General features: G+C 61.5%; 11 protein-coding genes and 2 riboswitches. Of the genes, 7 read left to right on the top strand and 4 right to left on the bottom strand.

The window, feature by feature from the left end:
* The first annotated feature begins 1 nt into the window (after nt 1).
* Nucleotides 2-586 carry a Fe-S biogenesis protein NfuA gene (gene nfuA / locus NTD87_RS21810; protein WP_007946504.1) on the top strand — a complete coding sequence of 195 codons (585 nt, stop codon included), beginning with the start codon at nt 2-4 and terminating at the stop codon, nt 584-586.
* Nucleotides 587-727: 141 nt separating this feature from the next.
* On the opposite strand, the gene cobM is transcribed toward nfuA, so the two are convergent.
* The 4 genes from cobM to NTD87_RS21790 all read right to left on the bottom strand — a co-directional run bounded on the left by cobM (nt 728) and on the right by NTD87_RS21790 (nt 2,870).
* Nucleotides 728-1,474 (bottom strand): precorrin-4 C(11)-methyltransferase, encoded by a 747-nt coding sequence (gene cobM / locus NTD87_RS21805; RefSeq protein WP_262116252.1) that lies wholly within the window; start codon nt 1,472-1,474, stop codon nt 728-730.
* A gap of 81 nt (nt 1,475-1,555) precedes the next feature.
* The gene (locus tag NTD87_RS21800; RefSeq protein ID WP_262116251.1) at nt 1,556-1,969 is read right to left on the bottom strand and encodes a cobalamin biosynthesis protein; all 414 of its coding nucleotides are present in this window, start codon (nt 1,967-1,969) and stop codon (nt 1,556-1,558) included.
* The gene (locus NTD87_RS21795; RefSeq protein WP_262116250.1) at nt 1,966-2,667 is read right to left on the bottom strand and encodes a CbtA family protein; all 702 of its coding nucleotides are present in this window, start codon (nt 2,665-2,667) and stop codon (nt 1,966-1,968) included. Before NTD87_RS21795 ends, NTD87_RS21800 begins: the two co-directional genes overlap by 4 nt.
* Nucleotides 2,668-2,678: 11 nt before the next feature.
* On the bottom strand, nt 2,679-2,870 hold the full coding sequence (locus NTD87_RS21790; protein ID WP_262116249.1) for a CbtB-domain containing protein: 192 nt from the start codon (nt 2,868-2,870) through the stop codon (nt 2,679-2,681).
* Between the two features lie 98 nt (nt 2,871-2,968).
* A riboswitch (cobalamin riboswitch) is annotated at nt 2,969-3,195 on the bottom strand.
* A 187-nt stretch (nt 3,196-3,382) separates the two neighbouring features.
* A riboswitch (cobalamin riboswitch) is annotated at nt 3,383-3,592 on the top strand.
* Between the two features lie 101 nt (nt 3,593-3,693).
* On the opposite strand from NTD87_RS21790, the gene cobW reads away from it, so the two are divergent.
* The 6 genes from cobW (at nt 3,694) to NTD87_RS21760 (ending at nt 13,925) form a co-directional block, all read left to right on the top strand.
* Entirely contained in the window at nt 3,694-4,767 is a 1,074-nt protein-coding gene (cobW, locus tag NTD87_RS21785) for a cobalamin biosynthesis protein CobW (protein ID WP_315975333.1), read from the top strand.
* 3 nt (nt 4,768-4,770) lie between these two features.
* Nucleotides 4,771-8,670 (top strand): cobaltochelatase subunit CobN, encoded by a 3,900-nt coding sequence (gene cobN, locus NTD87_RS21780; protein ID WP_262116247.1) that lies wholly within the window; start codon nt 4,771-4,773, stop codon nt 8,668-8,670.
* Between the two features lie 184 nt (nt 8,671-8,854).
* Complete coding sequence (locus tag NTD87_RS21775; RefSeq protein ID WP_262116375.1) at nt 8,855-9,862, top strand: ATP-binding protein; 1,008 nt, start codon at nt 8,855-8,857, stop codon at nt 9,860-9,862.
* Nucleotides 9,863-9,864: 2 nt separating this feature from the next.
* Complete coding sequence (locus tag NTD87_RS21770) at nt 9,865-10,518, top strand: vWA domain-containing protein (RefSeq protein ID WP_410017506.1); 654 nt, start codon at nt 9,865-9,867, stop codon at nt 10,516-10,518.
* 58 nt (nt 10,519-10,576) lie between these two features.
* On the top strand, nt 10,577-12,223 hold the full coding sequence (locus NTD87_RS21765; RefSeq protein ID WP_262116246.1) for a phospholipase D-like domain-containing protein: 1,647 nt from the start codon (nt 10,577-10,579) through the stop codon (nt 12,221-12,223).
* Nucleotides 12,224-12,368: 145 nt separating this feature from the next.
* Entirely contained in the window at nt 12,369-13,925 is a 1,557-nt protein-coding gene (locus NTD87_RS21760) for a tyrosinase family protein (protein WP_262116245.1), read from the top strand.

Here is a 13,925-nt window from a genome sequence, read left to right as displayed (position 1 = left end):
CATGACCGCCATTACCATTACCGACGCCGCCCACGATTATCTGGCTGATCTGCTCTCCAAGCAGAACACCCCCGGGATCGGCATTCGGGTCTTTATCACCCAGCCTGGCACTCAATACGCCGAAACCTGCATTGCGTATTGCAAGCCGGGCGAAGAAAAACCGGAAGACACCGCGCTGGGGCTCAAAAGCTTCACCGCGTATATCGACTCGTTCAGCGAAGCATTCCTGGACGATGCCGTGGTCGACTACGCCACTGACCGCATGGGCGGCCAACTGACCATCAAGGCGCCAAACGCCAAAGTACCGATGGTCAACGCCGACAGCCCGGTCAACGAGCGCATCAACTACTACCTGCAAACCGAGATCAACCCGGGGCTGGCCAGCCACGGCGGTCAGGTCAGCCTGATCGATGTGGTTGAAGACGGTATCGCCGTGTTGAAGTTCGGTGGCGGATGCCAGGGCTGCGGCCAGGCTGACGTAACCTTGAAGGAAGGCATCGAGCGCACGCTGCTCGAGCGTATTCCCGAGCTCAAGGGTGTACGTGACGTGACCGACCACACGCAGAAAGAAAACGCCTACTACTAAGGTGTTCGCTGCGAAATGAAAAAACGGCGCCCGTGAGCGCCGTTTTTTGTGTGTGGAATTCACTGACGCTATCGCGAGCAGGCTCGCTCCCACAGGGGATGCGCGGTCAAATGTGGGAGCGAGCCTGCTCGCGATGAGGGCCTAAGGGCGATACAGATGCGCATGCCCGGCGCGATACAACGACGATTCGCTGAAATTGTCACTGCCTAATACCCGACCCACCAGAATCAGCGCTGTACGCCGAAATCCCTTGGCCTGAACCTTCTCTGCAATGTCCTCAAGCGTCCCTGTCACCCAATCCTGATCCGGCCAGCTGGCCCTATGTACCACTGCAATCGGACAGTCCGCACCGTAATGCGGCAAGAGTTCAGCGACGATTTTTTCCAGGTGATTGACCCCTAGGTGAATCGCCATGGTCGCGCCATGCTGGGCCAGGCTACTGAACGCTTCGCCCGGCGGCATCGCGGTTTTGTCGGCGTAGCGGGTCAGGATCACGCTTTGCGAGATGTCCGGCAGTGTCAACTCGGCGCCCAACAGCGCTGCGCAGGCGGCCGTGGCGGTGACGCCGGGGATGATTTCGAACGGGATGTTCAACTCGCGCAGATAACGAATCTGCTCGCCAATCGCCCCATACAGACTCGGATCGCCAGAGTGAACCCGCGCCACATCCTGGCCTTTGTCATGGGCCAGCCTGATCAGTTCGATGATCTGTTCCAGGTGCAATTCGGCGCTGTTGACCACCTGCTCAGCCCCATGGCCATCCAGTACGGCTTCTGGCACCAGCGAGCCGGCGTAAATGATCACCGGGCAGCTGCGGATCAGCCGCTGGCCCTTGACGGTGATCAGTTCCGGGTCGCCGGGACCTGCGCCAATGAAGTAGACGGTCATGGCCGGCTCCTGTGAAAAATTGTCAAAGCAAAGCCTCAGATGAAGATTGCTCATGATCGAAGACGGGGATTATCGGGGATTTTACGCAGCACCGGCCAATGCAAACGTCGCCTGGGCGTATTTTTGTCGCGGGATCAGCAATTTTGCCGGTGCCTGGGCCAGTTGTTCAGCGAGAGCCAGTGCTGCACTTTCGGCGACGCCATAGCAGCCGGTGCGCTCGAAAGCGATTTGCGAGTGATGGCTGAGTTGCGGTTGATAGCCGGCCAGTTGCTCGCTGCTGAAATACATCAATGGCAGCGCCAGTTGCCTGGCCAACTCGATCAGGCCGGGCTCATCATGTTTCAGGTCGATGCTGGCCAAGGCCTTGATCGCCTGCAATTCGATGTGATGAGCCTGTAACGCCTGGTCGAGCAACGCGCGCAGCGTGCTGGCGGGGCAGCCGCGCTGGCAGCCCAGGCCGACCACCAGGGTCGGCGCTGCGCAGTTTTTGGTCATGCGTGGTACTGACCTTCGCTTTTGCGGCGGAACAACCAGGTGCTGATCAAGCCCAGGGCTAGCCAGAACGCAACGTTGGTCAGCTGCGAAGCGATTTTGAACTGTGCTTCGAGGGCTTCCGGGGCCAGCATCGAATGCACTTCAGGTTGTGGCGCGCCGATGATGTGCGGCACGGCCAGAATGGCGACGCCGAGCACCTTCAGCAGCCAGTGCCGGGCGAACACGATCAGGGCAATACCCACGGCGGTGGAGGCTGCCGTGCTGATCCACCAGATCTGCCGTTGTGCCAGGTCTGCGGCAGCAGTGCCCGGCAGTTCTGGCGGCAAGCCCAGGGTCGGTGCGAGGACGAAGGTTGCATAACCGGCCAGCCCCCAGAGCAGGCCTTGAGACGTGCGAGTCGGTGCGCGCAGGGTGTAGAGACCGGCGAGCATCAGCGCAAAACCGACGGCGACCACCAGGTTACCGCCGGTGGTCGACAGCACTCGCTGCCAGCCGTCTTCGGGTTCCCAGGCTTGCGCGTCGTGGGTGTGGCCCGCCATTGCGCCTTCGGCATGTTCGTGGACTTCAGCCGCCGGGGCTTTTTCGTAGGTTTCCGCCTGAAGAATCAGCGGCGCGACCCAGAAGCTTTGCAGCAGGGTCAGCAGCAGGGCGGCCAGCAGCCCGGTAAAACCTGCGGTTTGCGCAATACGCTTGATCATGTCGGCAGGTCTCAATGGCACGGGAAGGCAGAGCTGTGACGGGTATCGTGGGCGGCGTTGTGCACCGCGTCGATGTGCGAGAAGCCGGCGAAATACACAAGGCACGCGCCCAGAACCGATGCGCCGATGGCGGCAACGATGCGTTGGCTCAGGGTGGAGGTGGTGCTGGCGGTGGAGTGGCGAGTGCTGCTGATGATCGACATGGCGCTTCCCTCTGGTCAGTCAGTGGGTGAATCGAGCGCATGAAAACCCCGCGAGCCAGGCACGCAGAGGCTAAAACAGCGCCCGCCCACCGCGGGTTTGTTATTGATGTGTTGCGGGCCGGTCTCCGGGCTCACGAGGGGCTGGCATTCGCCGAACCTGCAAGAATCGCCTTCCCATGCCGAACTGCTGGCACAGTGGATCTGACTCTTCGCTCGCTTACCGTTGCGGGGGCAGCACCGGACTGACATGGCTTTTGAGTAAAGCACATGATTCACCGGTTTCCCGTTTCACCCTGTGAAGGGCACCCGTAACAAGGCGTGTAGGAGAGCATGGGCGGGGGATACGCGTCAATTGGCAAGCGTTCTCAACTCGAGACCGAGGTGCCGCCATCGCGAGCAGGCTCGCTCCCACAGTTGACCGCGTTCCAATGTGGGAGCGAGCCTGCTCGCGATGGCGTCATATCAACCACCACAGAACTCTGCTCGAACATTGACCCGCCCCGATGCGATGCGTAGCCTTGCACTTTCGAGGTTCTTTGGCGCGTGCGCCGAAGCTAAGAAGGGAACGCGGTCAATGCCGCGGCTGCCCCCGCAACTGTGAACGGTTTCGTTTCCGCCATGCCACTGCGCCCGCTATCCCGGCGCGGGAAGGTGCAGAAACCGCCAGTCGAAAGACCGGCACACCGTCAGCCAGGAGACCTGCCTCGACACAGATTCTCACTTTCAACCGGGCGGGGTGATCCGGTGGCGAACTCTTCAGGCATGCGCGTGCGCGTTGCCGGTTGTCGTCCCGTATGCCCGCCACCTTGCCAAAGGGCATCCGATGAAAACACTGGCCAAACTTCCCGTCACCATCGTTACCGGCTTCCTCGGTTCGGGCAAAACCACCTTGCTGCGGCACATGCTCGATAACGCCCAGGGCCGGCGTATCGCGGTGATCGTCAACGAGTTCGGCGAGCTGGGCATTGACGGCGAAATCCTCAAGCAATGTTCCATCGGCTGCACTGAAGAAGAAGCCAATGGCCGCGTTTATGAACTGGCCAACGGTTGCCTGTGCTGCACCGTTCAGGAAGAGTTTTTCCCGGTGATGCGCGAACTGGTTGCCCGTCGCGGCGACCTCGATCACATCCTCATCGAAACCTCCGGCCTGGCCCTGCCAAAGCCCTTGGTACAAGCCTTCCAGTGGCCGGAAATCCGCAGTGCCTGCACCGTGGACGCGGTGATCACCGTGGTCGACAGCCCGGCCGTGGCCGCTGGCACCTTCGCCGCCTTCCCGGACCAGGTCGACGCCCAGCGCAAACTCGACCCGAACCTGGACCACGAATCGCCGCTGCACGAACTGTTCGCCGACCAACTGGCCAGCGCCGACCTGGTGATCCTCAACAAGGCCGATCTGATCAGCCCGGCGGATCTGGCCAAAGTGCGCCTGGAAGTCGCTGAAGAGCTGCCACCAGCGGTGAAAATCGTCGAAGCCAGCAGCGGTCGTCTGCCGCTGGACGTGTTGATCGGCCTGGGTGCCGGCTCTGAAGAACACATCGACAGCCGTCACAGCCACCATGACCATCACCACGATGGCGACGATCACGATCATGACGACCATGATCACGATGCCTTCGATTCGATTTCCATCGAACTGCCGCAAGCCGACGAAAGCCTGTTGCTCGATGCCCTGACCCAGTTGGTGGTCCAGCACGGCATCCTGCGGGTCAAGGGGTTCGCCGCCATCCCGAACAAGCCGATGCGCTTGCTGATCCAGGGCGTGGGCACGCGTTTCGACAAGCACTTCGACCGTCAATGGGGCGCAGACGAAGCGCGCACCACGCGACTGGTGCTGATCGGTCAGCAACTGGACGCCGCCTTGCTTGAAGCGCAATTGCGCGCTGCGCTCAGCGTTTAATCCATGCACCTGCTCAGGACCCAGCCCGGCGGTTTCGTTTCGGATGACAACATCGCCGACCTCGGGCAAACCCCCGCCGAGCTGGTGATCCTGTGCAGCGGCGATTCCAGCCTGGCGCTGCTCGCCGAAGCGGCGCAGCAGTTGCCCGACGACTACCCGAGCCTGCGCCTGGCCAACCCGATGCAGGTGCAGAATCACGCCTCAGTCGACTTGTACGTCGACCAAGTGCTGCGTCACGCCAAGGTGATTCTGATCTCGCTGCATGGCGGGATCGCCTATTGGCGCTATGGCATCGAACGCCTGGTGGAGCTGTCGCAACGCGGGGTGCAGCTGATTCTGGTGCCGGGCGATGATCGTCCTGACCCGGAACTCAGCGACCTGAGCACCGTGGTCGCCGAAGATCGCGACCGGCTCTGGCACTTTTTGCGCCAGGGCGGCATGGGCAATGCGCTGGATCTGTATCGCTGCCTGGCCAGTCGTTGGCTCGGCCGCGATTACCCATGGTCTGAACCGCAGACCTTGCCGCGTACCGCGATCTACCATCCGCGCAAAAGCAACGCGTCGCTGGGCGATTGGCAAGCCGACTGGCAGGCTGATCAGCCGGTGGCGGCGGTGCTGTTTTACCGTTCGCACTTGCAGGCGGCGAATACTGCCTTCATCGATGTTTTCTGCCAGCGCTTGCAGGCCGCGGGACTCAATCCGCTGCCGATTGCGCTGGCCAGTTTGAAAGAGCCCGGCTGCCTGACGGTGGTCGAGGAGTGGCTGGATGAGGTGCAGTCCTCGGTGATTCTGAACACCACCGGTTTCGCCCAATCGAGCCCCGAAGCGCCGCATTTGCGGCCGTTCCGCCGCAATATTCCGGTGATCCAGGCGATCTGTGCCCAGGACAACGAACCCGGTTGGCGTGCCAGCGAGCAAGGGCTTGGCCCGCGGGATCTGGCGATGCACATCGCCTTGCCGGAGCTCGATGGACGGATCATCAGCCGACCGATCAGCTTCAAGGACCTGGCCTGGCGCAGTGAGCGCAGTCAGTCCGACGTGGTCTGCTATCGACCGCAACCTGAGCGCATGGACTTTGTCGCCGAACTGGCGCGGCGCTGGGTCGAGTTGGCGCGGGTGGCCAATGCTGAAAAACGCATTGCGCTGATCCTTGCCAACTACCCGACCCGTGATGGGCGGATTGGCAACGGCGTTGGCCTCGACACGCCGGCAGCAGCGTTGAATATCCTGCGGGCGCTGCGTGCCGAAGGTTATCCGTTGCCCGCCGATTTGCCGGAAAGCGGCACTGCGCTGATTCAGCAACTGCTCGGTGGGGTCAGCAATGACCTGGAGAGCATCGACTTGCGTCCGTGTCAGCAAAGCCTGGCGCTGGATGACTATTTTTCGATGTTCAACGCCTTGCCCGAAGCCAACCGCGCTGCGGTGCTGGAGCGTTGGGGAACGCCTGAAAACGACCCGATGTTCCGTGGCGGGCGAATGATGGTCGCCGGGTTGCGGTTTGGTCTGACCTTTGTCGGTATTCAGCCGGCGCGTGGTTATCAGGTTGATCCGAGCGCGGTCTACCACGATCCGGACCTGGTGCCGCCCCACGGTTATCTGGCGTTCTATTTCTGGTTGCGCCAAAGCCGAGATAAGGGCTATGGCGCCCACGCAGTGATCCACGTCGGCAAGCACGGCAACCTCGAATGGCTGCCGGGCAAAGGTGTTGGCTTGTCCGAGAGCTGCTGGCCCGATGCGTTGCTCGGGCCGCTGCCAAACATTTATCCGTTCATCGTCAACGACCCGGGCGAGGGCGCGCAAGCCAAACGTCGGACTCAGGCCGTGATCATCGATCACCTGATGCCGCCGCTGACCCGCGCCGAGACCTACGGCCCGTTGCGCAATCTGGAGTTGCTGGCCGACGAGTTCTACGAAGCCCAACTACTCGACCCACGCCGTGCGCGTGAGTTGCAGCGCGACATCCTGAATCTGGTGCGTGAAACCCATATTGACCGTGAGCTGCAGCTCGATGAAAAACTCGACAGCGACGCGGATGCGGCGATCTGGTTGCCGCGCCTCGATACTTATTTGTGTGACTTGAAAGAGTCGCAGATCCGCGACGGTCTGCATGTGTTTGGCGAATCGCCGAGCGGCCGTCTGCGCATCGATACCTTGCTGGCGTTGCTGCGCATTCCTCGCGGCGACGGTCGTGGCGCGCAATCGAGTTTGCTCCGGGCGTTGGCCAAGGCTTTCATGCTGGGCTTTGATCCGCTGGATTGTTCTTTGGCCGACCCGTGGGTCGGGCCAAGACCGGCGGAGCTGCAATCGCTTAGCGATGAGGCCTGGCGTACGGCGGGCGATACCCGTGAACGTCTGGAATTGTTCGCCACTCAACTGATTTCGCAGACTGTGAATACCGAGGTCGAGCTACTGAGCCCGTCTCAAGCCAAGCCCGGTCCCTGTGGGAGCGAGCCTGCTCGCGAAGCGGTTAATCATTCAACATTGATGTCGATTGACCCAGCGCTTTCGCGAGCAGGCTCGCTCCCACAGGAGGCAGGTTGGTCTGACGTGAAAGCAATCATCGACAACCTGTGTGAAGTGGTCGCCCCACGACTGGACGCCTGCGGTCCGGCGGAAATGCGCGGTCTGCTGGATGCGCTCAGCGGTCGCTTTGTCCCGGCAGGTCCCAGCGGCGCACCGAGTCGCGGGCGCCTCGATGTACTGCCCACCGGGCGCAACTTTTACTCGGTGGACGTGCGCAACCTGCCGACCACCACTGCCTGGCGCATTGGTTTCCAGTCGGCGAACCTGATTCTTGAACGGCACCTGCAGGACCACGGCGATCATTTGCGCCAGCTGGGTTTGTCGGTCTGGGGCACGGCGACCATGCGTACTGGCGGCGACGATATCGCCCAAGCCATGGCGCTGATGGGCGTGCGTCCGGTCTGGGCCACGGGCAGTCAGCGGGTCGACGATTTCGAAATACTGCCGCTGAGCCTGCTCGACCGGCCGCGAGTGGACGTGACGTTGCGCGTCTCCGGGTTCTTCCGCGATGCCTTCGCCAACCTGATTCGACTGTTCGACGCGGCCGTGCAAGCGGTTGCCGCACTGGATGAGCCCGACGATATGAACCCGTTGGCGGCCAAGGTTCGCGCTGAGCGTGAAGCGCTGATGCAGTCGGGGCTGGATGCAGACGCGGCAGCTCGACAGGCCGGCTGGCGAATTTTCGGCGCCAAACCCGGTGCATATGGCGCGGGCGTGCAGGGCGCTATCGATGGTCGTTTGTGGCAGAGCCGTGAGGATCTGGCCGAGGTTTACCTGAACTGGGGCGGCTACGCTTACGGCGGTTCCGATGAAGGCACGGCAGCGCGCGAACAGTTCGCCCGGCGCTTGAGCCAGGTTCAGGCGGTGCTGCAAAACCAGGATAATCGCGAGCACGACTTGCTCGATTCCAACGACTATTACCAGTTCCAGGGCGGTATGCTCGCCGCTGTCGAAAGCCTCAGCGGCGACGCGGCGGCGAGCTACCATGGCGACCACAGTCAGCCAGACTTGCCGAAGATCCGCACGCTGAAGGAAGAGCTGAACCGGGTGATCCGTTCCCGGGCGGCCAACCCGAAGTGGATCGAAGGGGTCAAGCGGCATGGCTACAAGGGTGCGTTTGAACTGGCGGCCACCGTCGACAACCTGTTCGCCTTCGACGCCACCACGCAATTGATCGACGACCATCAGTACGCCTTGCTGGCCGACGCCTATTTGCTTGATCGGTCGACCCGTGAGTTCGTCCAGCAGCATAATCCGCACGCCTTGCGCGACATGACTGAACGTATGCTCGAAGCACAGCAGCGCGGGATGTGGCAGGAGCCGGGTGAGTATCGGCAGGCGCTGGAGAGTTTGTTGTTGGATATAGAAGAAGACAGTTGACCGGATACCTGCCGGCACCTGTGGCGAGGGAGCTTGCTCCCGTTCGACTGCGTAGCAGTCGTAAAACCTGAAAATGCGGTGTGCCTGACGAAATGCGGTTCTAGATTTGAGGCCGCTACGCAGCCCAGCGGGAGCAAGCTCCCTCGCCACAGTACAAGCACCGATCATGACAGAGATGAACAAAATGACCGACACCCCGCATTTCCCGCTGTCTGCCGTGGTCGGCGCCGATGCCTTGAAACTGGCGCTGTGCCTGACGGCCATCGATCCGAAAATCGGCGGTGTACTGATCGAAGGCCCGCGGGGCATGGCCAAGTCCACGTTGGCCCGGGGCCTGGCGGATTTGCTCGCCAGCGGGCAGTTCGTTACCTTGCCCCTGGGTGCGACTGAAGAACGACTGGTCGGCACTCTGGATCTGGACGCGGCGCTGGGCGAAGGTCGTGCGCAGTTTTCCCCAGGTGTGTTGGCCAAGGCCGACGGCGGTGTGCTGTATGTCGATGAAGTGAATTTGCTGCCCGATCATCTGGTGGACTTGCTGCTCGACGTCGCGGCCAGCGGCACTAACCTGATCGAACGCGACGGCATTTCCCATCGGCATTCGGCGCGCTTTGTGCTGATCGGCACCATGAACCCGGAAGAGGGCGAACTGCGTCCGCAACTGCTGGACCGTTTCGGCCTTAACGTCGCGCTCAGTGGTCACACTGCACCCGTTGAGCGCGGTCAGATCATCCGTCGCCGGCTGGATTTCGACAGTGATCCCCACGGTTTCTGCGCCCAATGGGAAGCTCGGCAGCAGCAATTGCGCGAGCGCTGCCAACACGCCCGTGCGGCACTGGCGAGCATTCCTCTGGACGATCAGGCGCTGGCGCAGATCACCGAGCGTTGTTTTGCCGCTGGGGTCGACGGCCTGCGTGCCGACCTGGTCTGGCTGCGTGCGGCTCGCGCCCATGCGGCATGGCGTGGGGCAGAGGCGATCAGCGAGGACGATATCGACGCGGTCGCCGAGTTTGCCCTGCGTCATCGTCGTCGCAACACGCCGCCGTCCGCGCCGAGCCAGAACCACGCGCCAGACGCATCGGCGGCCCAACAACCGACCCCCGGTGAAGGTCAGGGCCAATGGGGTGAAATGCCCGCTCAGGCAATACCCACCGGCGCCCGTCGTGAAGTGCCGAGCTGGCCAAAAAAGCCCTAGGCATTCGCCCTCGATCTGACGCGGGGGCGAATGCCAAACCCCGTGCAGGACGCCTGAAAAACGGCAGGCAAAGCCAGCGTCGGACCACCCAAAGCGGCTCGATCAATTGGCCCGGCACGCTGCTCAACGGCCGTCCGCGACAGCGCGAAGATCTGCTGTTTCACTTGCGCGGTCGTTCGCCCCATGAGCTGTGGCTGGTGATCGTCGATGCCTCGGCCTCGACCCGTCGTCATCAGGCGTTGAGCGATGCCAAAGGTTTGCTGGCGCAGGTGTTCGACGACGCCTATCGCCAGCGCGCGCGGCTGGCGCTGCTGACGGCCAGTGGTGCTGCGCCGACGTGGCAGGTGCAAGGTCTGAAAGCCTCGGCCAGCCTGCGCGACTGGCTCGACGCGCTAGGTGCGGGCGGTGGCACGCCGTTGTTTGCCGCGCTGGATGAAGCGGCGCACTGGCTGGTATCGCGGCAAAAGCGTTTTCCGGCAGAGCAACAACGCCTGTTGCTGCTGACCGATGGCCGCCTCAAAGACCTGCCAGCGCTGGAGGCGTTCAATTGCCCGGCGTTGCTGGTGGACATCGAGCGTGGGCCGATTCGATTGGGGCGGGCGAAAGCCCTGGCGCATCAACTGAATGCAGACTATCGACATATCGACACGCTGTAATATGTCAAACAGCCAGCAGCACCTATGCTGTGGGTTCAGCTCATCACAGGAGTGAATCATGCGTGTTCTAGTCGCTAACAGTCAGGACGATTTTCGCGTCAAAGCCTACGCCGGAACCAACGGCGTGTTGCTCGCCATGGACCTGGCCGAGTCCCGACGCAAGGGCCTGCTCGGTTTTGCCATCGAAAAACAGCAGGGCAGCGGGCCCTGGGAGTTTCTGTTCAACAGCCTGACCTTCCCCGGTAAGGCCCACACTTTCCCTCAGTACAACGCCACGCCCAGCGACAGCGCGCCGTTACAGAAATTTCGCTGGGCCGATTACACAGTCAAACCCGGGGTAACGATCAACTACCGGGTGCATCTGGCGTATGGCACCCCGGATGCGCCGCAATTGGGCGAGGCATTGGCAGTGACGGTCACCACCGACAATGGTTTGCCGGCGGGCCAGCATGTCATTTTCAATCGTGCGGTGGCGGCCAGTCAGGCCTTCTCCCGGGAGTTTCCCGAGCTCGATGCACAGCTGAGCGCCAACAAGAACCTGTCCCTCGACGACTGGCCCGCCGCACCACGGCAATGGCTGGAGAACGGCTTGCTGGAGCAGATCACCGGTTTCATCGAGCGCGCCGCGGATGGCCAGTGGGCGCTGGACATTGCGATTTACGAGTATCAGTTGCCGACCATTGTCGACGCGGTCAACGCGGCGTTCGGGCGAGGTGCCAAGGTTCGGGTGCTGTATCACGCCAAGCCCGGTGATGCCGACACCACCATGAATGAAGAGAGCCTGGCCAAGCTTCCCGCCGAGTGCAAACGGGGGCGGGTGACCCACGCCATCTTCCATGACAAGTTCATCGTGCTGAGCCAGGTCGATGGTTCAGGGGAGTACCGGCCTCAATCGGTGCTGTGCGGCAGTACCAATTTCACCGACAACGGTGTCTACCGCCAGGCCAACGTGGTGCATGTGCTGGACAATACTGTTGTGGGCACCCGCTACCTGCAAGTGTTCGAGCAGATCTGGGCCACGCCGACCGATGTGGGCGCCACCCGTACCTGGCTGACCAAGAACAACCCGATGGACCCGTCGCAACCGTTGTTTGTCGGTTTTTCACCGCGTACCGGCCAGGCCGATCTGCAGCAATTCGTCGAGATCATCAATGCGGCGAAGAAGGACGTTTTGTTTGTCACCGCGTTCGCGCTGCCGGATGAAATCCTCAACGCCTTGCTCGGCCAGCCCCACGATGATGTGCTGCGTTATGGCCTGCAAAACACCGCCAGCCGCATCACCGGTTTTCACGCCGACCGCACGGCCGACTTCGCCGCCACCGCGCTGCTCAACACCGGCATCGAGGGCTGGCTCAAGGAAAGCATGAAAGGTCAGAAGGGCGATCTGCTGGTGCATTTGAAAGCCATCGTCGTCGACTTCACCAGCGAAGCGCCGACCATCATCAGCGGCAGTCACAACCTGAGCATCAATGCCAGTGAAAGCAACGACGAAAACTTCCTGATCATCCGTGGCGACACGGACCTGGCTGATCGCTACGGCCTGGAGCTACTGCGCTTCTACGAGCATTACCGGTTCCGCTATGCCGCCAAGCAAGAAGACCTCAAGCAGGTCCCGCCATTGGCAGTGGATGACAGCTGGGCCAACGATTATTACCTGGACGGCGATCTTCGAATGCTCTCGCGGCTGCGCTTTTCCGGGCGGTAAGTGGTGACCGATTTCGCTTGGCCGTGAACGTCATGCCGCCGGTCAGCTTTCAGGGGGGCTGTGCGGCAGATTGATATCACCTGAACTACCGTTGCCAGCTGAGGAGTGCGCTCCTCATCCACGCGGTTTTTCAGGGAGATCGATCATGGCACATGTACGGCGTGATGTATGGAAACTGGGTTCTGGCTGGAGCGATGCGTTGTTGTGGTATGCACGCGGTGTTGGAGTCCTGCAGCAAAGACCAATCACTGATCACACCAGCTGGCGGTTTCTGGCGGCTATTCACGGTATCGATGTCCCGCTTTGGCAAGACGCCGGTTATCTGCGACGGGGCGACAAACTGCCGTCGCAGGAAGATCAGGATCTCTACTGGAATCAATGCCAACACCAATCCTGGTATTTCTTGCCTTGGCACCGTGGTTACGTGGCTTCATTCGAACAGATTGTCCGGGCGGCGATTGTTGGCCTGGGTGGGCCAAGTGACTGGTCGCTGCCTTACTGGAATTACAACGACAACCGGCAGACGCTGAAAATGCCTGCCTGTTTTGCCGCTACCGCGCTACCCAATGGCGAGCAGAATCCGCTGTATGTGCAACGTCGGTTTGGCCCCAATGGCGACGGGGTGATTGTCCTCGACGAAGCGCGGATCGATCTTCGCCCAGCCCTCAAGGAGCATCACTTTGCCGGTTCCTCTTCGGGTGGTACGCCGGGTTTTGGCGGTCCTGAGTCGTTGTTCGCACACTATGGCGATGTGAACGGTCTGCTTGAGCAGCAACCGCACAACTACGTACACGTTGCGGTGGGTGGCCGGGCCCGAGGCAATCCGAATCTGAGAGGGTTGATGATTAACCCCAACACCGCTGCTCTGGACCCGATTTTCTGGCTGCACCATGCCAATATCGACCGGCTCTGGGATGTCTGGCTCAAGCGTGACCCGAACGACCAGAACCCTTTGTCGGCAGCATGGGTTGCCGGTCCGCCAACCGGTGGCAGAGGTTTCGCTGTGCCAACGACCAGTGGTGGTCGCTGGTCGTTCCGCGTCGGCGATATGCTGGATACCCGGGCGCCGAAACTTGATTATGTTTATGAGGACACTTCCGATCCTTTGCACGGTACTCGTGCGTTCCAGCAGCGGCTTGAAACACTCGGCGCAGCGCCTCAGGTCCCCGCAGCCGCGAAGGAGAAAACAGTGAGCAAACCTGTCACTGCCGAACTGCTCGGCGCCAACGACCAGGCCATTAACCTTGACAGCGCGACTGTCGAGACGCCGGTAACTCTGGACAAGGCAACGTCGGCCAAGGTTTTCGGCAATCTGAAGACCAGGGCGTTCAGCGCAACGGCCACGCCAGCGGATCTCGACCGGGTGTTCCTGAATCTGGAGAATATTCGCGGTGATAACGATGCGGCCACGTATGACGTGTACATCAGCCTGCCGGTCGATGGTCAACCATCCGCCCATCCTGACGTGCGTGCGGGCTCGATCTCGCTGTTCGGGGTGAGTAACGCCAGCAGGACGGATAACCAGCACGGCGGCAAGGGATTGAGCCATGTGCTGGAAATCACCGATATCTTCGACACGCTCAGCGCCAGCGGTGCACCGGACCTGACGAAGTTGACGGTCCGGTTTGTGGCGGCCACCGAAGTTCTGCCAGGCGACAACATCAGCGTGGGCAGAGTGAGCATCTATCGGCAGGGTCGCTAA

Source organism: Pseudomonas sp. 6D_7.1_Bac1 (assembly GCF_025465945.1).
Taxonomy (GTDB): Bacteria; Pseudomonadota; Gammaproteobacteria; order Pseudomonadales; family Pseudomonadaceae; genus Aquipseudomonas.
The sequence above is the reverse complement of the archived record's forward strand: the minus strand, read 5'-3'. Positions and strand labels throughout refer to the sequence as shown.